This window comes from Mesorhizobium sp. M0815 (assembly GCF_040319995.1).
Taxonomy (GTDB): Bacteria; Pseudomonadota; Alphaproteobacteria; order Rhizobiales; family Rhizobiaceae; genus Mesorhizobium.
The window spans coordinates 488,348-512,713 of sequence record NZ_JAMYOU010000001.1; the positions used below are offsets into that span (position 1 = coordinate 488,348).

The window sequence follows — 24,366 nt, forward strand, 5'->3', positions numbered from 1 at the left end:
GCGCGTCGTCACCCTACTCCGCGAACGTAACCCACTCTTCCAGCGGCGCGCGGTCGGTGCGGAAGGCATTTTCGGGCTTGGACGTATCCTCATGGCCGAGCGCCATGCCGCACACGACGATCTCCTCGTCGGGGATGTCGAGCACCGGCCTGATCTGCCGGTGATAGGGCGCGAAGGCGGCCTGCGGGCAGGTGTGTAGGCCCCTGCCCCGCGCCGCGACCATGATGTTCTGCAGGAACATGCCGTAATCGATCCACGACCCTTTGTTCAGCCGCCGGTCGACGGTGAAGATCATGCCGACCGGCGCATCGAAGAAGACGAAATTGCGGTCGTGCTGGGCGCGCATCCTGTCGACCTCGCGCCGGCCGATGCCGAGCACGCCGTAGAGGCCGAAGCCGTTGGCCCGCCGTCGCGTCAGATAGGGTTCGAAGAACTGGTCAGGATAGTAGCGGTACTCGTCCCACTCCGCCTTTTCGGCGCGGATGCCCGAACTGAGAATGGCGTCGGTGATGCGCTGCTTGACCTCGCCCTTGGTCACATAGACCTTCCAGGGTTGCATGTTGGTGCCTGAAGGCGCGCGCGCGGCAACGGCGAGAATATCGCGGATGGTGTCGTCATCGACCATGTCAGGCAAGAAGGCGCGTACGGACCGGCGCGAGGTGATCGCGTCATCGACGATCGCCGCCGCAATCCGGGAGTTGTTTTCCAGCATGGGCCGTCCCTTTGCGCATAATCCTGGAACCCGGCTTTTCCGGAAAGGATCATGCGCCGACTAGAAGTGATGGAGCATCCTTGCGAGTTTCTATGAACGCTCGACGCCCTATCCGCCTCGACCGGACGCCCCACTCGCCGCTCGTGTGCCGAGCCTTTGCCTGAACCGTCAAAATGGCGCAAGTAAATCTTGTGGGTTCATGAAAATCATCTTGATTTTTTCACAGACCTGCGGTCACATGAAATTTGCTGGGAATTTTTCATCGAGACAGGGATGGCTTTGCCCTCAACCGCCGCAACACCGGAACAAGATAACGGCGAACGGCTGCTGGCCGGCGACATTCGCGCGTTGCGCAAGGCGCGCGGCCTGACGCTTGCCGAAATCGGGCTGAAGCTCGGCCGTTCCGTCGGCTGGGTCAGTCAGGTCGAGCGCGGCCTGTCGATCCCGTCGCTCGGCGATCTCAGGGCCTTCGCCGAATTGTTCGGCGTGCCGGTCAGCCTGTTCTTCAGCCATGACGTGCCTGTCGAGACCGAACGCGGCGTGGTCGTGCGCGCCGGCAACCGGCGCACCCTTGGCACAAGCGATTCCGGCCTGGTGGAGGAGCTTCTGTCGCCGGATCTCGGCGGTAGCTTCGAGATGCTGCGTTCGGTCTTCGCCCCCGGTGCCGAGCTGAAGACCGAGGCCCGCCGGCCGACCGAGGAAGCCGGCTACGTCGCGTCCGGCAGCTTCGACATCGAAATCGCCGGCGTCTGGCACCGGCTTGGAGCAGGCGACTCCTTCCGCTTTGAGGGCAAGCCGTTCCGCTGGCGCAATCCTGGAGCGGAACCGGCTGTGGTGATCTGGGTGGTTTCGCCGCCCGTCTATTGATCTGGAGAAGAACATGGCCAGTTTGCCGACCACGGCACGCGTGGTGATCATCGGAGGCGGTGCCGTCGGCGCCTCCTCGCTCTATCATCTCGCCAAGGCGGGCTGGACCGACTGCGTGCTTCTGGAGAAGAACGAGCTGACTTCCGGCTCGACCTGGCATGCCGCCGGCAACGTGCCGACGTTCTCCTCGTCATGGTCGCTGATGAACATGCAGCGCTATTCGACCGAGCTCTATCGCCGGTTGGCCGACGAGGTCGGCTATCCCATGAACTATCATGTCACCGGCTCGCTCAGGCTCGCCCATACGATCGAGCGTATGCAGGAATTCCAGCGCGCCAAGGGCATGGGCCGCTATCAGGGCATGGACATCAATGTCGTCGGCCCCGACGAGATCAAGCGCCGCTACCCCTTCATCGAAACGCATGAGCTGAAGGGCGCGCTCTACGATCCGAGCGACGGCGACATCGACCCGGCGCAATTGACCCAGGCGCTGGCCAAGGGGGCGCGCGACATGGGTGCGAAGATCATCCGCTTCTGCCCGGTCACCGGCGTGCGCCGCGAGAACGACGAGTGGGTGGTCGAGACGCCGCAAGGCGAGATTCGCTGCGAGATCGTCGTCAACGCCGCCGGCTACCGCGCCGCCGAAGTCGGCAGGATGTTCGGCCGCGAGGTGCCGATGATGGTGATGAGCCATCAATACATCCTGTTTGAGGAAATCCCCGAACTGGCGGCGTGGTCGAAGGAACAAGGCAAGAAGCTGCCGCTGCTGCGCGACGTCGATACGTCCTATTATCTGCGCCAGGAAAAGAACGGCATGAACCTCGGCCCCTATGAGCGCAATTGCCGCGCCCATTGGGTCGGCCACAACGACCCGATGCCGGACGACTTTTCGTTCCAGCTGTTTCCCGACGACCTCGACCGGCTGGAACATTACCTGGCCGATGCCGTCGCCCGCGTGCCGATCCTCGGCACCGCCGGGCTGTCCAAGGTCATCAACGGGCCGATCCCCTATGCGCCGGACGGCAACCCGCTGATCGGCCCGATGCCCGGCGTGCCCAACGCCTTCGAGGCCTGCGTCTTCACCTTCGGCATCGCCCAGGGCGGCGGCGCCGGCAAAGTGCTGGCCGAGTGGGTGACCGAGGGCCAGACCGAATGGGACATGTGGTCCTGCGATCCACGCCGTTTCACCGCCTTTGCGTCGGCGCCGGATTACTGCGTCGCCAAGGGCATGGAGATCTACGGCAACGAGTATGCCATCCAATTCCCGCGCCACGCCTGGCCGGCTGGGCGCGACCGCAAGCTGTCGCCGCTCCACGGCCGCATCAAGGCGTTCGGCGCCCAGTTCGACGCCTATAATGGCTGGGAACGCGCCACCTGGTATGCGAAGCCAGGCGACGACATCTCCGAACAATCCACGCTGACCTTCCGCCGTGACGGCCCCTGGCAGCATCGTGTGCGCGAGGAATGCCTCGCCGTCCGCGATGCCGCCGGCATTCTGGACCTGCCGGGATTTTCCCGGTTCAATCTAGACGGTCCGGGTGCCGCCGAATGGCTGAGCCTCCAGGTGACAGGCCTGGTGCCGAAACCCGGCCGCATCGGCCTCGTCTACTTTGCCGACGACAAGGGCCGCGTCGTCACCGAGATGTCGGTGGTGCGTCACGACGAAGATCACATGACGCTGATCACCGCCGCGGTGGCGCAGTGGCACGATTTCGAATGGCTGAAATCGCGCATGCCGAAGGACGCGACGTTCAAGTTGACTGACCGGACAGAAGAGTATTCGACCCAGATCCTCGCCGGACCCAACTCGCGAAACATCCTCGCCGAACTCTGCGCGGCCGACCTCACCCTGCCCTGGCTGACGCATCAGGAAACATCGATCGCCGGGCGCTGGGCCAAGCTGGTGCGCGTATCCTTCGCTGGCGAGCTCGGCTGGGAAATCCACAGCAAGGTCGACGATACCGCAGTCATCTTCGACGCTGTCTGGGCGGCCGGCCAGAGGCACGGCCTGAAACCATTCGGCATGTACGCGCTGGATTCGCTGCGGCTCGAAAAAGGCTACCGTACGTGGAAGGGCGATCTGTCGACCGACTACTCGATCCTGCAGGGCGGGCTGGAGCGCTTCGTCAGATGGGACAAGCCCGACTTCCGCGGTAAGGCGGCGTTGCAGAGCGAAAAGCAGCAAGGCGTCAAGAAACGCTTCGTCACGCTGGTCGTCGAAAATCCCGGCGACTGCGACACACCTTACATGTCGACGCTTTGGCATGACGGCCGGATCGTCGGCGAGACGACATCCGGCGGCTGGGGTCATCGCATCGACAAGTCGATCGCGCTCGGCATGCTGCGCGCCGACCTCACCGAGCCGGGAACCGCGGTCGAGGTCGATATCTTCGGCGAACGTTTTCGGGCGATCGTGCAGAAGGATGAGCCGTTATGGGATCCGAAGAACGAGAGGCTCAAAGCATGAAGAAAGTCATCCTCACCGATGGCGGCATGGGCCAGGAGCTGGTCCGCCGCAGCAGCTCCGAGCCGACGCCGCTCTGGTCGGCCAGGGTGCTGATCGACGAACCGGATCTGGTGCGCGACCTGCATGCGGAATTCATCCGCGCCGGAGCCCGCGTCATCACCATCAACACTTATTCCGCAACGCCGGAGCGGCTGGCGCGCGAGGGCGCGGAAGAGCTGTTCAAGCCTGCAGAAGCGCGGCATCGAACTGGCAAGGCAAGCACGCGACCAGACCGGCGACGCGGCGATCGCCGGCTGCCTGTCGCCGCTGTTCGGCAGCTATGCGCCGGCGCTGACGATATCCTTCCAGGATACGCTCGACATCTATCGCCGTATAGTTGCCGAGCAGGCGGACGGCGTCGATCTGTTTCTGTGCGAAACCATGGCGTCGGCCGAAGAGGCGCGCGCCGCCGTCACCGCGGCATCGGAAAGCGGCAAGCCTGTCTGGGTGTCGTGGACGCTCGCGGATCACGGCATGCCGCGCCTGCGCAGCGGCGAAGCCATTGCGGCGGCGTCGGGCGCTCTTGACGGCCTACCCGTCGCGGCCCGGCTGATCAATTGCTGTCGGCCCGAAGCGATCGCTGCAGCGCTGCCCGGACTGATCGCTCTCGGCGGTGCGGTCGGCGCCTATGCCAATGGCTTCACCTCGGTCGAGGCGCTCAAGCATGGCGGCACCGTCGAAGTGCTGCACGCCCGCCACGACCTCGATCCGGACGCCTATGCCGGCCAGGCGATCGGCTGGGTCGAGGCCGGCGCCGGCATCGTCGGCGGCTGCTGCGAAGTCGGACCGGCCCACATCGCCGCCTTGCGCGACCGGCTCGAACAGGCCGGCTACGAAATTTCGGGAGTAGCATAATGCCCAGGCCATCATCGCGCATTTCCGGCATCGTGCCTTCGGGCAAGGATGGCTGGGAGGTTCATTCCGCTGCCTGGGCGCGCAAGCAGGCCGGCGAGGACATCATCATGCTGTCGGTCGGCGACCATGATTTCGACACGCCGAGCGAGACGATCGAAGCCTGCGTGACGGCGGTCCGCGCCAGCAATCACCACTACACCCCACTTGCCGGCGTTCCGCGGCTGCGCAAGGCGATGGCGGCGGCCTCGACGCTCTGCACCGGTGTTGCGACCAGCCCCGACCAGGTCATCGCCACGCCGGGCGGGCAGGCCGCGCTTTACGCAGCTATTCAAGCTGTTCTCGACCAGGGCGACCATGCCATCGTCGTCGCGCCCTATTACGCCACCTATCCCAATACCTTCAGCGCGGCGGGCGCCGCGTTCAGCGTCGTCGAGACACCCGCCGAGGATGGCTTTCAGCCGCGCGCCGCCGAGATCCGCGCCGCCCTACGGCCGAACACCCGCGCCATTCTGATCAACACGCCGAACAACCCGACCGGTGCCGTCTATTTGCGCGAGCGCCTGGAAGAGCTGGCGCAGATCTGCCGCGAGCATGACCTATGGCTGCTGTCGGACGAGGTCTACTGGACGCTGGGTGGCGGCGAGCACGTCTCACCACGCTCGCTGCCCGGCATGGCCGAACGTACGCTGGTCATCAATTCGATGTCCAAGAGCCACGGCATGACCGGCTGGCGCATGGGCTGGCTGACCGGGCCCGAACCAATGGTCTCGCTGCTGACCGACCTCAATCTGGTGATGACCTACGGCCTGCCGGCCTTCATCAGCCTCGCCTGCGCCGAGGCGCTCGAAAACGGCTACGGCGTCAAGGAGATCGCCGAGCGCTATGCCGCAAGGCGCGCCGTCGTTCTCGATGCCATGCGCGGCATGAACAACATCACCGTGCGCGGCTCCGAGGGCGGCATGTACGTGATGCTCGACATATCGGCGATCGAGCCGGACGATGAGAAATTCGCCTGGGCGTTCCTCGACCAGGAGAAGGTCGGCGTCATGCCCGGCTCGAGCTTCGGCGAAGCTGCAGCCGGCCACATCCGCTTCAGCCTCTGCCAGCCTGAGCCGGTGCTGATGGAGGCTGCCACGCGCCTGCGCCGCTTCGCCTCCAGCTACCGCCGCGAAGCCGCATGAACTCGCCGCCCGCCAAAACCATACCGACCAAGGCCATTCCTCCCAAAGCAAGGGCGGTCATCATCGGTGGCGGCGTCTCCGGCTGCTCGGTCGCCTATCATCTGGCCAAGCTCGGCTGGACCGACATCGTTCTGCTCGAGCGCAAGCAGCTGACATCGGGCACGACATGGCACGCTGCCGGCCTGATCGGCCAGCTGCGCGGCTCGCAGAACATGACCCGGCTGGCGAAGTATTCGGCCGATCTCTACGTCAAGCTCGAGGCCGAGACCGATGTCGGCACCGGCATGCGCCAGGTTGGCTCGATCACGGTGGCGCTTACCGAGGAGCGCAAGCACGAGATCTATCGGCAGGCGTCTCTCGCCCGCGCCTTCGATGTCGACGTGCGCGAGATTTCGCCAGGTGAAGTCAAGGAGATGTACCCGCATCTCAATGTTTCGGATGTTGTCGGCGCCGTGCATCTGCCGCTCGACGGCCAGTGCGATCCGGCCAACATCGCCATGGCCTTGGCCAAGGGCGCACGTCAGCGCGGTGCGACCATCCTGGAGAACGTGAAGGTCACCAAGGTTCATACCAGGGCCGGCCGCGTCACCGGCGTCTCCTGGGCGCAAGGCGACGAGCAAGGCACGATCGAAGCCGATATCGTCGTCAACTGCGCCGGCATGTGGGCACGCGAACTTGGCGCCCAGAACGGCGTCACCATCCCGCTGCACGCCTGCGAGCATTTCTATCTCGTCACCGAGCCGATCCCGGGGCTCTCCCGCCTGCCGGTGCTGCGCGTGCCGGACGAATGCGCCTACTACAAGGAAGATGCCGGCAAGATGATGCTCGGCGCTTTCGAGCCGGTGGCCAAGCCGTGGGGCATGAACGGCATAAGCGAGGAGTTCTGCTTCGACCAGTTGCCGCAGGACATGGACCATTTCGAGCCGATCCTCGAAATGGGCATCAACCGCATGCCGATGCTGGCCACCGCCGGCATCCACACCTTCTTCAACGGCCCAGAGAGTTTTACCCCCGACGACCGTTATTATCTCGGCGAGGCGCCGGAGCTTTCCGGCTACTGGATGGCGACCGGCTACAATTCGATCGGCATCGTCTCCTCCGGCGGCGCCGGCATGGCGCTGGCGCAATGGATCAATGACGGCGAGGCGCCGTTCGATCTCTGGGAGGTCGACATCCGCCGCGCCCAGCCGTTCCAGAAGAACCGCCGCTATCTCAAGGAGCGCGTCTCCGAAACGCTCGGCCTGCTCTACGCCGATCATTTTCCTTACCGGCAGATGGCAACCTCGCGGAACGTGAGGCGTTCGCCGCTGCACGAGCACCTGAAGACGCGCGGCGCGGTGTTCGGCGAGGTCGCCGGCTGGGAGCGCGCCAACTGGTTCGCTAGGCCCGGCCAGGAGCGCGAATACCGCTATTCGTGGAAACGGCAGAACTGGTTCGACAACCAGCGCGAGGAGCATCTGGCGGTCCGGAACGGCGTCGGCCTGTTCGACATGACCTCGTTCGGCAAGATCCGCGTCGAAGGCCGCGACGCCTGCGCCTTCCTGCAAAGGCTCTGCGCCAACGACATGGACGTGGCGCCGGGCAAGATCGTCTACACCCAGATGCTCAACCAGCGCGGCGGTATCGAGAGCGATCTGACCGTCTCGCGATTGTCCGAAACAGCCTTCTTCCTCGTCGTGCCGGGCGCCACGCTGCAGCGCGATCTGGCCTGGCTGAAAAAACATCTTGCCGACGAGTTCGTCGTCATTACCGAGGTGACCGCTGCCGAAGCGGTGCTTTGCCTGATGGGCCCGGATTCGAGGAAGCTGATCCAAAAGGTCAGCCCGAATGATTTCTCCAATGACAACAATCCGTTCGGAACGTTTCAGGAGATCGAGATCGGCATGGGCCTGGCCCGCGCCCACCGCGTCACCTATGTCGGCGAGCTCGGCTGGGAGCTTTATGTCTCGACCGATCAGGCCGCCCACGTCTTCGAGGCGATAGAAGAGGCCGGCGCCGATGTCGGTCTGAAGCTATGCGGCCTGCACACGCTGGACTCCTGCCGCATCGAAAAGGCGTTCCGGCATTTCGGCCACGACATCACCGACGAAGACAATGTGCTGGAGGCCGGCCTTGGCTTCGCCGTGAAGACGGCCAAGAGCTATTTCCTCGGCCGCGATGCGGTGCTGAAGAAGAGAGAAACCGGCCTGTCACGCCGGCTGGTGCAGTTCCGCCTGAACGACCCCGAGCCGCTGCTCTTCCACAACGAGGCGATCCTGCGCGACGGCAAGATCGTCGGTCCGATCACCTCGGGCAATTACGGCCATCATCTCGGCGGCGCAATCGGGCTTGGCTACGTGCCTTGCAAGGGTGAGAGCGAGGCGGATGTGCTGTCGTCGTCCTACGAGATCGAGATCGCCGGCGAGCGCTTTGCCGCCGAGGCCTCGCTCAAGCCGATGTACGATCCGAAGGCCGAGCGAGTGCGGATGTAGCTCAGAACGCATCCATCTCGGCCGCGACCTTCGCCACGAACCTCGTCCGCCTCTCGTCGGTCGATAGGTTCATCGAGTACTGCGCGAGGTAGGAAACCGAGCCGCCAGGCTTGATGGTCGCACGCAGCACCCGCTTGACCAGCTTGCGCGGCGGGTCGCCCATCAGCATGGCGCGGAACCGACTGCCGCCATAGGTGGCGACCGCGGCGACCTTGCGAATGTTCTGCAGCGACGGCTGCACCTTGCCGTCAACCAATTTGAACGACACGCCGGGCAGGAAGACGCGATCGAAAAAGCCTTTCAGAATGGCCGGATAGCCGAAGTTCCACACCGGAAATGACAGCACCAGCGCCTCGGCCCACAGCAAGCGCTCGACGTAAGCCGCTGCAGGATCGCCGTCACTGCGCGCGTCGTGATAGGAGAGCCGTTCGGCCCGCGTCAGCCTGGGATCGAACCCCTCGGCATAGAGATCGCAATCGTCGACGGCATGGCCGGCGGCCTTCAGCCGCTCGACGATGGTCCGGTGCAGACCGGCATTGAAGCTGGTCTCGACCGGATGAGCGTAGAGGACGAGGATGTTCACCCAAGTCCTCGCAGGTCGGCGCGAGGCACCCCCCTCTGCCCTACCGGGCATCTCCCCCTCAAGGGGGGAGATTGGCGGTTCCATCGTCTCGACCATCTTCCAACGTCGTCAACTGGCGAAAGCGATACCGACAGCCGATCTCCCCCCTTGAGGGGGAGATGGCTGGCAGGCCAGAGGGGGGTGTTCAAGCGCAAACCTCTCCTCAACCCGTCTTCTCCAGCCCCTTGAACAGGAACGACTTGCCTGAGCGATAATCATAGTCCGGGTTTTCCCAGGCGATCATCTTGCCCGGATTGAGTAGCCCTTGCGGGTCGGTCTCACGCTTGAAAGCCAGTTGCACTTCATCCGTCCGCTTCATGCCGCCTTCTTCCAGCGTGTAGCGGTGCGGGTTGAAGATCCAGCAGCCATTGTCCTCGTGGATGCGGATGATCTCGTCCAGCCGCTCCGCCGTGGTGAAGCGCACCAGCGGCAGCCCTGCGATGCCGATGGCGCCGTCGAAGCGGATGAATTCGAGATGCGCCGGCACCTCGTCGCCGAAGCCTTCGACCATTGCCTTGACGTGGCCGAGGTGGTCCGGCGACGGGTAGCGGGTCTGCAGATAGGTGATCGTCGGGTCGACCCGGATGGCGCGCAGCGTGGTGTGGTTCCAGGTCAGCTCATAGGCCGGCGGCAGCCCCTTGAGATCGGCCTCCTTATCGGCGCGAAAGACGATCTCGCCCTTACTGCGCGCAGTGAAGGCGAGGAAGGCATCCATCGCATGCGGCGCGATCATCAGGACGACGATGCTTTGGCCGCGCCGGAAAAACCGCTGGTAGCGCTTGAAGTAATCGTAGGGGATGGGTGCTGCTATCGGCGTGATCAGCTTCGCCAGGATGCCGTCCTGGATGGCGAGATCGTTGCCGAAGCCGGCCGCATCCATGAAATCGTCGAAGCCGACGATGACGTCGATCCAGTCATAACTGGCGGTTAGCGGCATCTCGACTTCGGTGATGATGCCGTTGGTGCCGTAGGCGTGCATCACTTTCAGCACGTCCTCGCCGGTGAGCTCCATGACGCGGGGCTGTGCCTCCATCGTCACGGTCCTCAGCCGGATGACGTTGCCGAGGTCGCGCAAGCCGCCCCAGCGGATCGAGCCAATACCGCCGGAGCCGCCGGCGACGAAGCCGCCGATCGATGCCGTGTTGTAGGTCGACGGCGACATGCGGAGCTCCTGGCCGGAATGCGCCCGAGTCGCCTTGTCGATGTCGGCGAGCACGGCGCCGGGACCGGTGACGACACGACCGGGCGCGATCGCCTTGATCGCGTTCATCTCGGCGAGATTGAGCACGACGCCGCCGGACAGGGGCATCGCCTGCCCGTAATTGCCGGTGCCGCTGCCGCGCGGCGTCACCGGCACGCCATGCCGGTGGCAGGCGGCGAGCACGCGGACGACCTCGTCTTCCGTTTTCGGCGTCACGATCAGGTCGCCGGTGACATGCTCGAGCTGCTGCTTCAGCACCGGGCTGTACCAGTAGAAGTCGCGGCTCTTCTGCTGGACGATCGCCGGATGGTCGTCGACCTTGAGGCCGTCCAGGTCGCGCTTGAGCGCCGCAATATCCATCATTCCACCATCAGATCATCGAGTTCGGCATAATCGGGCAGCTGGCGTTCGATCGCCTGGCCGTCGCGCACCACGATGCGATCGGATTCGGGCCGCGACAGCAATTCCGTCCAGCTTCGCCCCTTGAAGACGACGAAATCGGCCGGCCCTCCGGCGGCAAGCGTGCCGAAACCATCGAGCCGCATCACCTTGGCCGGCGTCGCTGTCACCGCTTGCGGCCAGTCAGCGACGGGATGGTCGAGATGCAGGATGCGCGTCGCCGTGCGATAGACCTCCAGCATGTCGAGATCGCCATAGGCGTAGAACGGGTCGCGCGTATTGTCGGAGGCGACGGCGACGGCAATGCCGCGCGCCTTCATCTCGTGCAGCAGCGTCACCCCGCGCCAGCGCGGCGTGGTGTTGTCGCCGCGCCGGTCCTGCAAATAGAGATTGCACATCGGCAGCGACACCACCGCCAAGCCGGCCTTGGCGACCTTGTCCAGCGTGTCGAGCACCTCGAGATCGGGCTGGCGCGCCAGCGAGCAGCAATGGCCGACCAGGATGTTCCCGTCAAAACCGTTCCAGAGGGCGGCTTCGGCAATCTTCTTGAGCGAGATCGCCGAGACATCGTCGGTCTCGTCGGCATGGAAATCGAGGTCGAGGCCATGCTTGATCGCCTGCGCAAACACCTGGTCAAGCAGTTCCTCGAGGTCCGGCACCATATAGGTGACGACGCCGAGCACGCCCTTGGCGGCAGCCACCCGCTTGGCCAGCCTCTCGAACCATTTCCTGTCGCGCACGCCTTCGATGCCGAGCAGGCAGGCCGCCTGCAGCTCGATGCGGCCGCGCCATTTCTCCCGCATCGTCTCGAACACCGGCCAGGAGATCTCTTCCTGCGGCGCAACGCTGTCGAGATGCGTACGCAGCGCCTTGGTGCCATGCGCATAGGCAGAGCGCAGCGAAAAATCCATGCGGCGGGCAACGTCGTCGGCGCTCCAGCGCGCCGCGCGGTCGGCGCCGGTCGCGTTCAACGCGCCCATGAAAGTGCCGTCGGGATTGGGCTTTCGCGGCCAGATATGGCCCTTGTCGATATGGGTGTGACAGTCGACGAAACACGGCAAGACGATCCGGCCGCCGAGGTCGAGGGCGTCCGCCGATGCGTTGGATCGATGCGCCGTAATCCCGGAGATCTTGCCATCGGCGATGGCGATATCGGCGAGCCCAAACCCGTCGGTATCGAAGGCTCCAGAAAAGCCCGGCGTCAGTGAGGCATGAAGCCGAACCTTGGCGAGATGGTAGGAACCAGAAGCTGGTATCAAGGCGGCGCTGTCCACCATCACCGCTCCTGCCTCAGTGCGCTCTCGTGCCAGCGCCGCAAAATGAGATGCGATATCAGCGACAGCACCAGGAAGATCAGGATGCCGGTGAGCGAGATCAGGATCAGCGCCGCGAACAGCCTTGGTGCGTTGAGCCGGTAGCCGGCCTCGATGATGCGCGAGGCTAGGCCGGACGACTGGCCGGTGGCGCCGGCGACGAACTCTGCCACCACCGCGCCGATCAGCGACAGGCCGCCGGCGATCTTCAGCCCGCCGAGGAAATAAGGCATCGCGGCCGGCAGCCGCAGATAGCGCAATTGCTGCCAGCGGGTGGCGCCGTTGAGCTTGAACAAATCGCGCAGATTGCGGTCGACGGAATTGAGGCCGAGCGTGGTGTTGGAGAGGATCGGGAAGAAGGCGACGATCCAGGCGCAAAGCAGCAGCTTTGTCGTCTGGTTGTCGACATAGATGTTGATCAGCGGAAAAATCGCGACGATCGGCGTCACCTGCAGCACGACGGCGAACGGAAAGAACGACATCTCCACCCATTTCGACTGGGCGAACAGCACCGCCAGCCCGACGCCGCCGACCGCGGCGAGAAGCAGGCTCAAGAAGGTGATCCTGAGCGTCACCAGCAGCGAGGAGAACAGCAGCCCGGCATCGTCATGCAGCGTCTGCAGCACCACGCCGGGACGCGGCAGGATGTATTTCGGGATGTCGTTCCAGTCGCAGACGCGGTCCCACAGCCAGATCGCCAGGATCATGATCGCCAGCGGCAGCAGCCATCTGCCGATGCGCTCGAAGCGCTCCTGGCGGACGCGACGCGCCTCCTCCGGGTCGAGCGCCAGCACTTGTTCTTCAATGGCCGTCATGATGCGGTCCGGCAGTTGAGTTGATGGCGCCGATCAGCACGTCGGATGCCTGGCGGCAGAGCGCGGCATAGTCAGGCGAGGTGCGAAACGCCTCGTCGCGCGGATAGGGCGCATCGACGGCAAGCTCGGCGAACACCCGGCCCGGCCGCGCCGCCATGACGACGACGCGGTTGGAGAGGAAAACGCTTTCGAAGACGCTGTGGGTGACGAAAACGACGGTGAAACGTTCATCCTGCCACAGCTCCAGCAGATCGTTGTTGAGCTTGAAGCGGGTGATCTCGTCGAGTGCTGCGAACGGCTCGTCCATCAACAGAATCCGCGGCTTGGTCACCATGGCCCGGGCAATCGAGACGCGCATCTTCATGCCGCCCGACAATTCGCGCGGCACGGCATTCTCGAAGCCGGTCAGGTGAACCCGCGCCAGCATCTCCATCACCGCCGGCGCCGCCTTGGCCCGCGACACGCCCTTCAGCCGCAGCGGCAGCCAGACATTGTCGAAGACGTCGGCCCAGGGCAGCAGCGTCGGCTCCTGGAAGACGAAGCCGATATTCGAGCGGCCGCCGATATTCGAACGATCGAGGGCACCGCTGCCGCGCCAGTCGAGCACGCCCGAAGTCGGCGTCGACAGGCCGGCAATCAGCCGCAGCGCCGTCGATTTGCCGCAGCCCGACGGTCCGAGCAGGCTGAGGAAATCGCCTTCCCGGATCGTCAGCTCGACATTGCTGAGCGCGGTGACGCCGTTGGAAAACACCTTGCCGACGCCACGCAGCGCCAACAGCGTCGGCCCCGATACGCTTCCTGGCTGTTGCGCCACTTTCTCCAGCTTCACGGCCTACTTCTTCAGGTCGAGCCCGACGCTCTTGTTGACGAAGGCCAGCGTGTAGGCCTTCTTGATGTCGATGCCCGCCGGCGTTACCTTGGCCTTGACCATCTTGTCGTAAAAACTCTGGATGCGCGCATCGGTCATGGCGCCGATGCCGAGCTTTTCGCTGTCGCCGGAATCGACCACGCCGAACTTCTTCAGCTGCTCGATCGAGAAGGCGATCTGCTCATCCGTCATGTCCGGATTTTCCTTCTTGATCATCTCGTTGGCGGCCTTGTTGTCGCCGTAGAGATAATTGTACCAGCCCTTGGCCGAGCCATCGACGAAGCACTGGACCACCTCGGGCCGCTTGTCGACCGTCTCCTGCATGGTTTCGACCGTCGTTGCATATGTGTCCCAGCCATAGTCGGCCAGCAGGAACTGGTTCGGCGTGAAACCGCCCTGCTTCTGGACGGCGAATGGCTCCGAGGTGACGTAGCCCTGCTGGATCGACTTCTTGTTGGCGATGAACGGAGCCGGGTTGAAAGTGTAGGGCACGCGTTTTGCGGCATCGAAGCCGAGGTCGGTGACCATCCACTGGAAGAAGGTCTGCGCACCTTCGTCGCCGAGGATGTACTGGTCGGCGTTCTTCAGGTCTTCCCATTTGTCCAGCCCCTGGCCGGGATGGGACATGATGACCTGCGGGTCCTTCTGGAAGTCGGCGGCCACGACGCGCATCGGTATGCCTTGCTGCACGGCATCGAAGGCCGACAGCAGATTGCCGCCCATGTAGAAATCGATCTTACCTGCGAGCAGCAGCGGCCGGCCGCTGACCTGTGGGCCGCCCTGCATGATCGTCACGTCGATGCCGCATGCGGCATAGGTACCATCCACCACGGCTTGGTAGTAACCGCCATGTTCCGGCTCGGCCAGCCAGTTGGTGCCGAAGGTGACTTTTTCGTTCGCTGCCGCGGCAAGCGTACCTGCGCCAAGCAGCACGATCACGCCCGCCGAAATCTTGAGTCTTCCGTACATCCACACCACCCTTTGTTCGCTCCGGCGCATCACGCGCCGGGCTCGACACCATTGTTTCAAGAAGCAAGACACATGCCACCGGCGCGTTGCGTCGGGACCGCCCGCTTGTGCAATGCCCGCCTGTGCAATGGCGGCGCGAAGGCCGGACGGGTCATGCTGTACGGAAGGCATCGTGCCTATTTTTTGATCGCCTGTCCACAATCGCCCTCGTGACATGCACCGCCATCTTGATGCCCGCCTACATCCAGCTTTACGCTGCCGTGAACGGAGATTGCCATGTTCAAATTTCTCACGCCGAAGTCGATCAAGCCGCCCTTCGCCCGCTACAGCCATGGCGTCGAGCTGCCGCCCGGCAAGCGGCTGGTGCTGTGTTCGGGCCAGGTCGCGATCACAGCGGACGACCAGATCCCCGAGGAGGCCGGCGCACAGGCCGAGCTCTGTTTCCAGAACATAGCGGCGATTCTCGGCGAGGCCGGGCTCGGCCTGTCCGACATCGTCCGCATCAACGCCTACGTCACCGACCGCGCCTTCCTGCGGCCCTATATGGAGGTTCGCGACCGGCTGTTCGCCAGTCCGGCGCCGGCCTCGACGCTGATGATCGTGTCCGGCTTTGCCCGGCCGGAGTTTAAGGTCGAGATCGAGGTCATCGCGGCGGGTTGAGGAGCGCTGGCCAGCGGCTGGAATCGACAGGCCGATGATCTCAAGTTACACGACAAAGGTTGGTGCCGCCCCTCATCAAGCGCGCATCCAGTCTCTTCGAGGTAAAAAATGGCCGGAACAAAAAAACGCGTATGGTGGGGTGACTACCGGACCACCGAATACGCGACCGTCGATCCTGAGGCGACCATTGCCGTTCTGCCGCTGGCGGCGATCGAGCAGCACGGGCCCCATCTGCCGGTTTCGACCGACACCTCGATCATGAACGGCATGCTGGAAACGGTGATCGCGCGCCTGCCCGGCGATCTCGACATCCGCATCCTGCCGGTTCAGGCGGTGGGCAAGTCGAACGAGCATTTGCATGCGCCCGGCACCCTCACTCTGCCGGCGACGACCCTGGTCGAGGCGTGGACCGAACTTGGCCTGTCGGTCGCACGCGCCGGCGTGCGAAAACTGATTGTCGTCAACTCGCATGGCGGCAATGAGGAGATCATGGGCATCGTCACCCGCGAATTGCGCGTGCGGGCAAAGATGCTGGCGGTAAAGACCAGCTGGCAACGGTTTGGCCGGCCGGCCGGCATGTACACCGACCTCGAAGACCGCCACGGCATTCATGGCGGCGACGTCGAGACCTCGCTGATGCTGCACTTCCGGCCCGACCTCGTCGACATGGCCAAGGCCGACAATTTCGTCTCCAAGGTTGCGCGCGCCGAAAAGGAATTTTCGCTGCTGCGCCACACCGGAACGCACGCCTTCGCCTGGATCGCCAGCGACCTCAACCCAAATGGCGTGGTCGGCGACGCCAGCATTGCAACCGCCGAAAAAGGCCGGCTCACCGCCGAGCATCAGGCCGACGGCTTCATCAGCTTGCTGAAGGACGTGCGCAAGGCAAAACTGGCGGATTGGCTGGCGTAACTAGCCCTCGATCCTCAGCGCAAACGGCGTGCCCTCAAACGCTTCGGCGCCGCGCCCGATCGCCTCGATGGCGCGGCTCATGCGGCCGTCGCGCTCGAGCAGTGCGTCGGCAATTGCGATCAGCCGCGGATTGGGTGTCGCCGTGGGCGACAGCGCGCGCAGCGTCTTGGCCAGTTCGGCTTCGTCGCGCTTCGGCGCCAGCGCTGCCGCGATAATGTAGGCCGAGGCGGTCGACCGGCTGATGCCGGCATAGCAATGCACCACCAGCGGCCGCGAGCGATCCCATTGGCGGGCGAAATCGAGCAGGTTCAAGACATGCTCCTCGCCCGGCATGGTCATGCCCTCCTGCGCTACCGCAATGTCGTGCATGACTAGGTGCAGATGGTTTTCCCTGGTGATCGAGGCCGGCCGCATCACCTCCGTGCCGGCAGCGAGCAGCGAAAGCAGCCGCCCGGCCCCGGTCTTCGTCACCGTTTCCTCGACTTTGGACAGCGAGCAGACATGGATCATTGGATCGTTTCTCCCTTGGCATCATCGTCGCGCCGCGAGGCCCAGCCGGCAAGCGCTGATTCGAGCCGCCGCCATTCTTCGTCGGCTCCCGGTAGGCCGGCGCGCAACACATCCGGCCGGTCGGCGAAATGCCGAAGCAGGATGCCGCGCTGGCCGAGCACCGAAAACAGGCGGGCGGCGTTCGCCAGCCTGATATAGCGGAACAGCGCGGTGCCAGCGGCGACAGGCACGCCGAACCGGCCGAACAGCGCATCGAGCCGTGCGGCATCCTCGGCCAATCGGCGCCGCATCCCGGCCTGCCAGCCGGTATCGGCAAGCGCCCTTATGCCATATTCGAGCGCCGGCCCGGAAATCGCCCATGGCCCGAATTGCGCCTGCAGCCGCTCGACCGTCAGCGCGTCGGTCAATGCAAAGCCAAGCCGCAGGCCGGCCAGGCCGAAGAACTTGCCGAACGAGCGCAGCACGACGATGCCGCCCTGGTCGACGTCGCCAGCGAGACTTTCGCTGCGTGGGCCGACATCCATGAAGGCCTCGTCGATGACCAGCAGCCCGCCTCTGGCGCGCAATTTTGCGGCAAGTCGAAGCAGCCTTTCGCGCTCGACGACGCGCCCGTCCGGGTTGTTGGGATTGACGACGACGGCAAGGTCGGCCGCCGCCAAGGCTTCGAAATCATCGACTTCAGCCGCTGCATGGCCGGCGATCGCCGCTGCCCGCCGATGCTCGGCATAAGTCGGCCCGAGCACCAGCGCCTTACCTGGGCCGACCAGCGAAGCGACGCGCGGCAACAGGATCTGCGTGCCGGGCGCCGCTGCGACATTCGCCGCCGACGGCACGCCATAGGCGCTTGCCGCGACTTCGGCCAATTCACGGGCACGCGCTGCTTCCGGCAATCGCGACAGGGCGGTGGCGGGCAAATCGAAAAGCGGGTAGGAGTGCGGATTGATCCCGGTCGAGAGGTCGACGAAAGGCAGCGGCGCGTGAGCGAAAAGCGCCCTCGCCCGGCCAAGGCTTCCGCCGTGGTCCACTGCCGCCGTCACTCCATCAAGAGACTTCATGTCGATCCTGATCACTTTCCTGTCGCTGGCCATCGAACTTGTACTCGGCTACCCGGCCCAGCTCTTCGATGCCATTGGCCATCCCGTCACCTGGTTCGGCAGGCTGATATCCTTTCTCGACCGCAGGCTCAACCGCGCCACTGATTCCGACGCCCAGCGTCGCCGCTGGGGCGTCTTCGCGCTGCTGGTCATCGTGCTGGTGCCGGCCGCCCTCGCCTTCTGGATCGAAGCCATGCTTTGGAGCATTCCCCTCGGCTTGTTGGTCATCGCAATCCTGGCGACGTCGCTGCTGTCGCAGAAGAGCCTGGCCGAGCATGTCGAAGCGGTGGCCGACGCCCTCGACAGCGGCGGACTGGACATGGGCCGCATTGCCGTCTCGCGGATCGTCGGCCGCGACCCGGAAAAGCTCGACAGGGCCGCTGTCTGCCGCGCCGCGATCGAAAGCCTGGCCGAGAACTTCTCCGACGGCGTCGTCGCGCCGGCGTTCTGGATCGGCGTTGGCGGGCTCGCCGGCGGCGTCGCCTACAAGGCCGCCAACACCGCCGATTCGATGATCGGCCACCGCACCCCGCGCCACGAGGCCTTCGGCTGGGCAGCGGCGCGCTTCGACGATTGGATCAACCTGCCGGCATCACGGCTGACGGCGCTGCTGATCGTGCTTGCCGCTTTCCTGATCAAGGGCGCCGATGCCAAAGCCGCCTGGCATGCTGTGCGGCGCGATGCGAAAAAACACCGCTCGCCCAATGCCGGCTGGCCGGAAGCAGCGATGGCCGGTGCGCTCGGCCTGGCGCTCGCCGGCCCCCGTTCCTATGACGGCGTCATGGTCGAAGACGCGTTGATGGGCGAAGGCGGCCGCCGCGACGATATCGAGAGCACCGACATCCGACGGGCGCTGAAACTTTACCGGGTCGCCGACTTACTGCTGATCGCGCTGTTCGGGGTGGTCGCAGTGGTTGTTGTCTTGGCGTGACCTGCGCCCGAGATCGAGCGGAAACAAAAAACCCGCCAAGCGGCGGGTCGTTGGAGCCAGTTAGCACCATAGCGAGATTAGTACCATAGCTGCCGGCACAAAGCAAGAACAAAATTGCTGTGCCCAAAGAATAATCGCCCCAGCTTTGCGCTTCTCATTCCCTGCCTTTGACGTTCGAGGTTGGCGAAATCCGAAGCGCCATCCAATCTCCCCCCTCGCGGGGGAGATGTCCGGCAGGACAGAGGGGGGCGCGAAGGATCGCCAGCCTCTTGACCGTTCACCTGCTAATGACGGTCTGACGACGTAGTTGTCTCCGACTGACAGGCCGAGGGACAGTGCCCCCCTTTGCCCTGCCGGGCATCTCCCCCACAAGGGGGGAGATCGGCAGCTTCGCCGGCGCCGCCTGCTCCGAAACGCCCTTCCCCGATCGCCAAACCCCTCAGAACTCTATCCCTTGCTGCGCCTTCACGCCGGCGGAGAAGTGGTGCTTGGTCACGCCCATCTCGGTGACCAGATCGGCTGCCTCGACCAATACCGGCTTGGCATTGCGGCCGGTGACGACGACATGCAGGCCCTCGCGACGCGCCTTCAGCGCTGCGACCACCTTTTCGAGGTCGAGATAATCGTAGCGCAACGCGATGTTGAGTTCGTCGAGCACCACGAGGCTGATCGACGGCTCGGCCATCAGCTCGAGCGCCTTGGCCCAGGCGGCCTCAGCGGCCGCGATGTCGCGCTTCAGGTCCTGCGTTTCCCAGGTAAAGCCCTCGCCCATGGCGTGCCAGACGACGCGGTCGCCGAAGCAGGCAAAAGCATCCTTCTCGCCGGTGTGCCATTTGCCTTTGATGAACTGGACGACGCCGACGCGCTTGCCGTAGCCGAGCATTCTGAGCGCCAGCCCGAAGGCGGCCGTGGTCTTGCCCTTGCCCGGACCGGTGTTGACGATCAACAGCCCTTTCTCGACCGTCTTGGCTGCAACCTCGGCGTCCTGCACCGCCTTGCGCTTGGCCATCTTCGCGCGGTGGCGTTCCTCGTCCTTGGGATCGATGTGGTCGGTATCAGCCATGTCATTTCACCCTGAGCGGCAGCCCCGCCACCATCAAAAGCACGGTGTCAGCGACGGCGGCAACGTCCTGGTTCAACCGGCCGGCCGCGTCGCGAAACCGTCTTGCCAGCGCATTCTCCGGCACGATGCCCTGGCCGACCTCGTTGGACACCACGAACCAGGGTCCACGCGGCCGCGACAGCACATCTGCCAGCCTTCGGCATTCGGCCTCGACATCATGTTCGGCCAGCATATGGTTGGTCAGCCACAGCGTCAGGCAATCGATCAGCACCGGCTGGCCGTCAGGCAGTGCCTCGATCGCGCCGGCAAGGTCGAGCGGCGCCTCGATGGTCGTCCAGCCGGCGCTGCGGCGCGAGCGGTGCAGCGCGATCCGTTCGCGCATCTCCTCGTCATAGGCTTGCGCCGTCGCGATATAGCTCCATGGCGCCGGACAGGCACTCACCAGCCTCTCGGCATGCACGCTCTTGCCGGAGCGCGCACCGCCGATGATCAGGGTCAGCGCCCCGGCAGCGCGGTCAGGCAAAGCTGTCGCGCAGGCTGGTCGCCGTGCCGGTGAAGCGGCCGCGCACCACGCCGACGACCGCGCCGAGCACCAGCCAGAACACCAGATTGGTCAGCGTCACCGCCACCACGAACTGATGATGCAGGCCTTCCGGGATTGTCGTCTCGAAGCTGTCGGGCTGCGGCGCGCCGACAATATGCGGCGCCACCATCAACGCCACGGCAAGGACCGCCAGCGGCAGCGATCTGCGGAAGGCGAGCAGGCCGAGACCGGCGGCGGTCGCCACCACCGTTGCCCACCACCAGATCTGGCGTTGGACAAGGTCGGCCGCCGGCATTGCCGGCAATTCCGGCGGCAGGCCGAGGCCCGGCGCCAGCGTGAACACGGCAAAGCCGGCAAGCCCCCAGAACAGGCCCTGGCGCCAATTGCCGATGCCGCCGGCGAACTCCGAAACCGCAACCAGGACCAACGCGAAGCCGATGCCGGTGACGATATTGGCAACGACGCTGAAGGCAAAGCGTTCGAAACCGTCGGCCGGCGCCCAGCCTTCGTCCTCCGCCGGAGCCATTGCTTCAGCCGGTGCCGGCGCGGCGCTGCTTATAGCCATCGTGCCCCCGGCGTTTTCGACCGGTGCCGCAGGTGCCGCGGCATGGTCATGGCCGCCGCCGGCCTGTTCGTAGACTTCCGCCTTCAGGATCAGCGGCACCGTGGCATAGGCCTGCATGCAGGCGAGAACGACGCCGGCCACGAGCCCTGCGATCGCCGCGATGAACACGACGTTGCGAAACAGTGTCATGATGTCAGCCCCTTGTCAGTGGCAGGGAAAGCCCATCGAGTGGCGATAGTCGTGGGCGGCATTGTGGACCGCATCGATGTGCGAGAAGCCGACAAAGCCCATGACGAAAATGCCGAGGAATGCAGCAAGCGCCAGCTGCATGAAACGCGACTGCGAGGAGACGGAAGCGCCGAGCGAGACGGAAGCGGTATTCATGTCTTGTCCTTTCGCCCTCCACCCGAGGGCATAGAAGTCAGTTTCCTGTCGCCGGCAGGTCTCCTGGCTCGCGGATCAGCGCCCTTCCCCACCTTCCCGAAGAAAATCTTCAGTGGCATATGGAGAGGACTACCGCACACAGTTGCGGGGGCAGCCACGGCATTGGGCAAGAATTTCGCCCGCACCGCATTCCCTCTTGGTTCCAAACGGAACCGACGACATCAGCGACTATAGGCAGAATCGCCGCGCCCGGCAAACCAAATTCCGCCGGATCGTGTGGCGAATGCGCCGCCTCGCCAAGCTCGCCGGCCGGCGCCGCAATTGACAATTCTCACAGCCGGGTGTCGGCTGGCGGATGGGGAGGAAGCCGGCATGCAACCCAGCCCGAATGAGCGCGGTCCCTATAACGGCCTGACGCGGGCCGAGCCGACGCTGCCGTCATCGGCCTATTGGGACATCGCAGGCTATCAGCGCGATCTCGAGGCCATCTGGTATCGCAACTGGCTGCTGGTCTGCCGCGAGGCCGACCTTGCCCAGCCGCTGGCTTTCAGGACGTTTCGCATAGGCACGCAGGAGGTCGTCGTGCTGCGCGACGAGACCGGCGAATTGCGCGCCTTTCACAACACCTGCCGGCATCGCGGCTCGCAGCTTTGCCAGCAGAGCGAAGGACGGCTGAGGGCGCGGCTCATCACCTGCCCCTACCACGCCTGGTCCTATTCGCTGCGCGGCGATCTGGTGCGCGTGCCGTCGAAATCGCTGCCGGACGGTTTCGACAAGGCCGATCATCCGCTCTACCGCGTCGCGCTTTCGGTGTGGCGCGGTTTCGTTTTCGTCAACCTCGCGCAAGACGCTGCCGGTTCGGCTGAAACATCCTTCGATCCGGCATCCGGCAACCTCGCCAACTGGCCGCTGGAAACGCTGCTGAGCGGCCATGTGCTGCGCAAGGTTATGAACTGCAACTGGAAGATATTTTGGGAGAACTTCAACGAGTGCCTGCACTGCCCTGGCGTCCACAAGGACCTGTCGCGGCTGGTGCCGATCTATGGCCGCGGCCTGATGGGCCGGCACGACGACCCCGAATGGGCGCGCCACGCCGACAATGACGCGCCGGAATTTGCCGGCGGCTTGCGGGCCGGGGCCGAAACCTGGTCGCGCGACGGGCGCGTCCACGGCTCGGTCTTTTCGAGCCTGACGCCGGCCGAGCGTGCTGCCGGGCAGACCTATGCCACCAACTTGCCGTCGATGTTCGTCGTCGGCCATGTCGACTATGTCAGGACCGTGCGGCTGGTGCCGCTTGGGCCGGAGCAGACCGAACTCACCGCCGAATGGCTTTTTTCGCCCGAAGCGCTCGTCGATCCGGCTGCGGATATCGACAACATCGTCGCCTTCGGTACCCAGGTGCTGGAGGAAGACGCTGATATCTGCGAGGTCAACCAGAAGGGCCTGCGCTCGATGCGCCATAAGGCCGGCGTGCTGATGCCCGAGGAATATGATTTGCACCGCTTCCACAACTGGGTGCGCGAGCGGCATGCGGCGCTTGAACATCAAAGCGATTTGGGCAGATAGCGCCAAGTGACGAAGCCGCAGACCGCCGCCAGCAGGCCGAGCGTCGCGAAAACCGCGCCCAGGCCGAAGAACGCCAGCACCACTGAATAGACCAGCGGCGGCGTCAGCTCGGAAAAGTCGAGATAAGTGCGGTAGACCGCCGCCATCTGCGCCCGCTCATACGAGCGCACCGAGCGCATGAACGCGGTCGAGCCCAGCGCATCGAGCGCGATGGTGAAGAAGGCACCGCAAAGCAGCAACGCGCCGGTGACGAGCGGCGCGGCCTCGCCGACGGCGCCGGCCGCCAGCAGCGTCGCCGACATGGCGAAATAGGCAAACGTCATGGTGCGCCGGCCGCCGAAACGCTTTCCCGCCCTGCCCCAGAAGATGGCCATGAACAAAAGCGCATTGCCGGCCGAAACCAAGAGGCCACCGGCGAGCTCGCCCTCGCCGGTGATCACCATGAACAGCGGCCCATAGACAAAGAACGTCGTCCAGAAGCAGGAACGGCCGAAGGCGATCAGCCAGGCCAGCCTCAGCCTTGGCTGCGCGACGAAGCGGCCGATATTGGCCAGCGGATTGACCGGCCGCGTCTTGCCCGGGCGGATCGACGGGTTGTCGCCAAGCCGGTAGGTCCAGAACAGCGCCAGCAGGGCCATGGCGAAGACGGCCACCGCGCTATGCGCGGCATAGATGCCGAAACGCGTGTAGAGGAAAATGCCGAGCGTCGGCCCGGCGGTCCAGGCAAGCATCGACCACGCCATGCGCAGCGACTCGGCCTGCATGAAATCGGTCTTGCGGATGTGGTCCATGATGTAGAGGTTGAGCGTGATCGCCAGCGCGCTGGCGCCGATGACGCGGCAGAGCATGCCGACCGTTTGGCCAGCAAGCGTATGAGTGACGAAGAACAGCGAGCCGACGGCCAGCAGGCAGGCACCGGCGGTATAGACCCAGCGCCGGGCAAAGCGCCGGATCAACATCGGCATGAACAGCGTCGCCGAGAGGCCGAGCATTGCCACGACCGTGTAGAGGATCGAGACGATCTGCTCGTTGTGCAGGATCTCATAGGCCTGGATCGGGATGACGCTGGAGACGGTGGCGCGCGCGAACGATTCGACCGCATAAAGCGAGGCGAAGGTGCGTGCATCCGCCGGCCGCAAGGCCGCAAGCCAGATAGGATGGCGCACATGGGTAGCCATTGCTTTCCCCGAAGCAGAATCGCCCAAAGCAGGGTTTGGAGCACAAATCTGCCGCGGCGATTCCTGGCCGGGTAACAGGAAACCGACGCCTTCACGGCAAAAAGCGAAGCCGGCCAAAGGCTTTCCGGCTCTGGCCTAAAGCGAGTTCTAATGCTGACCCGCGCCAACGCGACGCGAGGA

Annotated in this window: 22 protein-coding genes, 1 pseudogene and 1 riboswitch; of the genes and pseudogenes, 9 read left to right on the forward strand and 14 right to left on the reverse strand. The window is 64.6% G+C overall.

Going from position 1 to position 24,366, the window contains the following annotated elements; translation table 11 throughout:
• Window positions 1-13: 13 nt before the first annotated feature.
• Window positions 14-712, reverse strand: coding sequence for a nitroreductase (locus tag NKI01_RS02320; RefSeq protein WP_352484513.1), 699 nt, complete (start codon window positions 710-712; stop codon window positions 14-16).
• Window positions 713-985: 273 nt separating this feature from the next.
• On the opposite strand from NKI01_RS02320, the gene NKI01_RS02325 reads away from it, so the two are divergent.
• The 5 genes and pseudogenes from NKI01_RS02325 to NKI01_RS02345 all read left to right on the forward strand — a co-directional run bounded on the left by NKI01_RS02325 (window position 986) and on the right by NKI01_RS02345 (window position 8,592).
• Window positions 986-1,579: a helix-turn-helix domain-containing protein gene (locus NKI01_RS02325; RefSeq protein WP_352791108.1), complete on the forward strand. Its 594-nt coding sequence runs from the start codon at window positions 986-988 to the stop codon at window positions 1,577-1,579.
• Between the two features lie 13 nt (window positions 1,580-1,592).
• Complete coding sequence (locus NKI01_RS02330) at window positions 1,593-4,046, forward strand: GcvT family protein (RefSeq protein WP_352961707.1); 2,454 nt, start codon at window positions 1,593-1,595, stop codon at window positions 4,044-4,046.
• Window positions 4,043-4,940 (forward strand): annotated as a pseudogene (locus NKI01_RS02335) (homocysteine S-methyltransferase family protein). The gene NKI01_RS02330 and the pseudogene NKI01_RS02335 overlap by 4 nt, the downstream one beginning before the upstream one ends.
• Complete coding sequence (locus NKI01_RS02340; protein ID WP_023719911.1) at window positions 4,940-6,121, forward strand: pyridoxal phosphate-dependent aminotransferase; 1,182 nt, start codon at window positions 4,940-4,942, stop codon at window positions 6,119-6,121. Before NKI01_RS02335 ends, NKI01_RS02340 begins: the two are co-directional and overlap by 1 nt.
• Window positions 6,118-8,592 carry a GcvT family protein gene (locus tag NKI01_RS02345; RefSeq protein ID WP_352961710.1) on the forward strand — a complete coding sequence of 825 codons (2,475 nt, stop codon included), beginning with the start codon at window positions 6,118-6,120 and terminating at the stop codon, window positions 8,590-8,592. Before NKI01_RS02340 ends, NKI01_RS02345 begins: the two co-directional genes overlap by 4 nt.
• Window position 8,593: 1 nt before the next feature.
• Here the strand turns inward: NKI01_RS02345 and NKI01_RS02350 are convergent, their stop codons facing one another.
• The 6 genes from NKI01_RS02350 to NKI01_RS02375 form a co-directional block, all read right to left on the reverse strand.
• Window positions 8,594-9,175, reverse strand: coding sequence for an NAD(P)H-dependent oxidoreductase (locus tag NKI01_RS02350; protein ID WP_352961713.1), 582 nt, complete (start codon window positions 9,173-9,175; stop codon window positions 8,594-8,596).
• A 202-nt stretch (window positions 9,176-9,377) separates the two neighbouring features.
• On the reverse strand, window positions 9,378-10,775 hold the full coding sequence (locus NKI01_RS02355; protein ID WP_352961759.1) for an FAD-binding oxidoreductase: 1,398 nt from the start codon (window positions 10,773-10,775) through the stop codon (window positions 9,378-9,380).
• A complete protein-coding gene (locus NKI01_RS02360; protein WP_352961762.1) occupies window positions 10,775-12,073 on the reverse strand; it encodes a cytosine deaminase in 1,299 nt (432 codons plus the stop codon). The genes NKI01_RS02355 and NKI01_RS02360 overlap by 1 nt, the downstream gene beginning before the upstream one ends.
• Before the next feature lie 17 nt (window positions 12,074-12,090).
• Window positions 12,091-12,942, reverse strand: coding sequence for an ABC transporter permease (locus NKI01_RS02365; RefSeq protein WP_352961717.1), 852 nt, complete (start codon window positions 12,940-12,942; stop codon window positions 12,091-12,093).
• Window positions 12,929-13,771, reverse strand: a complete 843-nt coding sequence (locus NKI01_RS02370; RefSeq protein ID WP_352908291.1) for an ABC transporter ATP-binding protein — start codon at window positions 13,769-13,771, stop codon at window positions 12,929-12,931. Before NKI01_RS02370 ends, NKI01_RS02365 begins: the two co-directional genes overlap by 14 nt.
• 3 nt (window positions 13,772-13,774) lie before the next feature.
• The gene (locus NKI01_RS02375) at window positions 13,775-14,779 is read right to left on the reverse strand and encodes an ABC transporter substrate-binding protein (RefSeq protein ID WP_023719905.1); all 1,005 of its coding nucleotides are present in this window, start codon (window positions 14,777-14,779) and stop codon (window positions 13,775-13,777) included.
• Window positions 14,780-15,055: 276 nt separating this feature from the next.
• On the opposite strand from NKI01_RS02375, the gene NKI01_RS02380 reads away from it, so the two are divergent.
• Complete coding sequence (locus tag NKI01_RS02380; RefSeq protein ID WP_352640494.1) at window positions 15,056-15,439, forward strand: RidA family protein; 384 nt, start codon at window positions 15,056-15,058, stop codon at window positions 15,437-15,439.
• Between the two features lie 108 nt (window positions 15,440-15,547).
• Window positions 15,548-16,351 (forward strand): creatininase family protein, encoded by an 804-nt coding sequence (locus tag NKI01_RS02385; RefSeq protein WP_023719903.1) that lies wholly within the window; start codon window positions 15,548-15,550, stop codon window positions 16,349-16,351.
• On the opposite strand, the gene NKI01_RS02390 is transcribed toward NKI01_RS02385, so the two are convergent.
• Window positions 16,352-16,861 (reverse strand): tyrosine phosphatase family protein, encoded by a 510-nt coding sequence (locus NKI01_RS02390; protein WP_023719902.1) that lies wholly within the window; start codon window positions 16,859-16,861, stop codon window positions 16,352-16,354.
• Window positions 16,858-17,916, reverse strand: coding sequence for a threonine-phosphate decarboxylase CobD (gene cobD / locus NKI01_RS02395; RefSeq protein WP_023719901.1), 1,059 nt, complete (start codon window positions 17,914-17,916; stop codon window positions 16,858-16,860). Before cobD ends, NKI01_RS02390 begins: the two co-directional genes overlap by 4 nt.
• Between cobD and cbiB the strand changes: the two genes are divergently transcribed.
• Window positions 17,915-18,886, forward strand: coding sequence for an adenosylcobinamide-phosphate synthase CbiB (gene cbiB, locus NKI01_RS02400; protein WP_352961721.1), 972 nt, complete (start codon window positions 17,915-17,917; stop codon window positions 18,884-18,886). The two genes, cobD and cbiB, sit on opposite strands and share 2 nt — an antisense overlap.
• Before the next feature lie 439 nt (window positions 18,887-19,325).
• Here cbiB and cobO read toward each other — a convergent pair whose 3' ends face one another.
• The 4 genes from cobO to NKI01_RS02420 are packed head-to-tail and all read right to left on the reverse strand — an operon-like array spanning window position 19,326 to window position 21,442.
• A complete protein-coding gene (cobO, locus tag NKI01_RS02405; RefSeq protein ID WP_352483070.1) occupies window positions 19,326-19,949 on the reverse strand; it encodes a cob(I)yrinic acid a,c-diamide adenosyltransferase in 624 nt (207 codons plus the stop codon).
• A gap of 1 nt (window position 19,950) precedes the next feature.
• Window positions 19,951-20,472, reverse strand: coding sequence for a bifunctional adenosylcobinamide kinase/adenosylcobinamide-phosphate guanylyltransferase (gene cobU, locus NKI01_RS02410; RefSeq protein ID WP_352483069.1), 522 nt, complete (start codon window positions 20,470-20,472; stop codon window positions 19,951-19,953).
• On the reverse strand, window positions 20,465-21,247 hold the full coding sequence (locus NKI01_RS02415; protein ID WP_023720717.1) for a CbtA family protein: 783 nt from the start codon (window positions 21,245-21,247) through the stop codon (window positions 20,465-20,467). Before NKI01_RS02415 ends, cobU begins: the two co-directional genes overlap by 8 nt.
• 15 nt (window positions 21,248-21,262) lie before the next feature.
• Complete coding sequence (locus NKI01_RS02420) at window positions 21,263-21,442, reverse strand: CbtB domain-containing protein (RefSeq protein WP_023720718.1); 180 nt, start codon at window positions 21,440-21,442, stop codon at window positions 21,263-21,265.
• 36 nt (window positions 21,443-21,478) lie between these two features.
• A riboswitch (cobalamin riboswitch) is annotated at window positions 21,479-21,674 on the reverse strand.
• 140 nt (window positions 21,675-21,814) lie between these two features.
• Between NKI01_RS02420 and NKI01_RS02425 the strand changes: the two genes are divergently transcribed.
• Window positions 21,815-23,008, forward strand: a complete 1,194-nt coding sequence (locus tag NKI01_RS02425; RefSeq protein ID WP_352961725.1) for an aromatic ring-hydroxylating oxygenase subunit alpha — start codon at window positions 21,815-21,817, stop codon at window positions 23,006-23,008.
• Here NKI01_RS02425 and NKI01_RS02430 read toward each other — a convergent pair.
• The gene (locus NKI01_RS02430; RefSeq protein ID WP_023720721.1) at window positions 22,987-24,186 is read right to left on the reverse strand and encodes an MFS transporter; all 1,200 of its coding nucleotides are present in this window, start codon (window positions 24,184-24,186) and stop codon (window positions 22,987-22,989) included. The two genes, NKI01_RS02425 and NKI01_RS02430, sit on opposite strands and share 22 nt — an antisense overlap.
• Window positions 24,187-24,366: the final 180 nt, after the last annotated feature.

Excerpts from the sequence above, each read along its gene's own strand:
- NKI01_RS02390 (WP_023719902.1), bottom strand. The coding sequence starts at position 16,861 with ATGATCCATGTCTGCTCGCTGTCCAAAGTCGAGGAAACGGTGACGAAG.
- NKI01_RS02430 (WP_023720721.1), bottom strand. The coding sequence starts at position 24,186 with ATGGCTACCCATGTGCGCCATCCTATCTGGCTTGCGGCCTTGCGGCCG.
- cbiB (WP_352961721.1), top strand. The coding sequence starts at position 17,915 with ATGTCGATCCTGATCACTTTCCTGTCGCTGGCCATCGAACTTGTACTC.
- NKI01_RS02320 (WP_352484513.1), bottom strand. The coding sequence starts at position 712 with ATGCTGGAAAACAACTCCCGGATTGCGGCGGCGATCGTCGATGACGCG.
- NKI01_RS02340 (WP_023719911.1), top strand. The coding sequence starts at position 4,940 with ATGCCCAGGCCATCATCGCGCATTTCCGGCATCGTGCCTTCGGGCAAG.
- NKI01_RS02375 (WP_023719905.1), bottom strand. The coding sequence starts at position 14,779 with ATGTACGGAAGACTCAAGATTTCGGCGGGCGTGATCGTGCTGCTTGGC.
- NKI01_RS02425 (WP_352961725.1), top strand. The coding sequence starts at position 21,815 with ATGCAACCCAGCCCGAATGAGCGCGGTCCCTATAACGGCCTGACGCGG.
- NKI01_RS02385 (WP_023719903.1), top strand. The coding sequence starts at position 15,548 with ATGGCCGGAACAAAAAAACGCGTATGGTGGGGTGACTACCGGACCACC.
- NKI01_RS02325 (WP_352791108.1), top strand. The coding sequence starts at position 986 with ATGGCTTTGCCCTCAACCGCCGCAACACCGGAACAAGATAACGGCGAA.
- NKI01_RS02365 (WP_352961717.1), bottom strand. The coding sequence starts at position 12,942 with ATGACGGCCATTGAAGAACAAGTGCTGGCGCTCGACCCGGAGGAGGCG.
- NKI01_RS02355 (WP_352961759.1), bottom strand. The coding sequence starts at position 10,775 with ATGGATATTGCGGCGCTCAAGCGCGACCTGGACGGCCTCAAGGTCGAC.
- cobD (WP_023719901.1), bottom strand. The coding sequence starts at position 17,916 with ATGAAGTCTCTTGATGGAGTGACGGCGGCAGTGGACCACGGCGGAAGC.
- NKI01_RS02330 (WP_352961707.1), top strand. The coding sequence starts at position 1,593 with ATGGCCAGTTTGCCGACCACGGCACGCGTGGTGATCATCGGAGGCGGT.
- NKI01_RS02345 (WP_352961710.1), top strand. The coding sequence starts at position 6,118 with ATGAACTCGCCGCCCGCCAAAACCATACCGACCAAGGCCATTCCTCCC.
- cobO (WP_352483070.1), bottom strand. The coding sequence starts at position 19,949 with ATGGCTGATACCGACCACATCGATCCCAAGGACGAGGAACGCCACCGC.
- NKI01_RS02380 (WP_352640494.1), top strand. The coding sequence starts at position 15,056 with ATGTTCAAATTTCTCACGCCGAAGTCGATCAAGCCGCCCTTCGCCCGC.
- NKI01_RS02415 (WP_023720717.1), bottom strand. The coding sequence starts at position 21,247 with ATGACACTGTTTCGCAACGTCGTGTTCATCGCGGCGATCGCAGGGCTC.
- NKI01_RS02420 (WP_023720718.1), bottom strand. The coding sequence starts at position 21,442 with ATGAATACCGCTTCCGTCTCGCTCGGCGCTTCCGTCTCCTCGCAGTCG.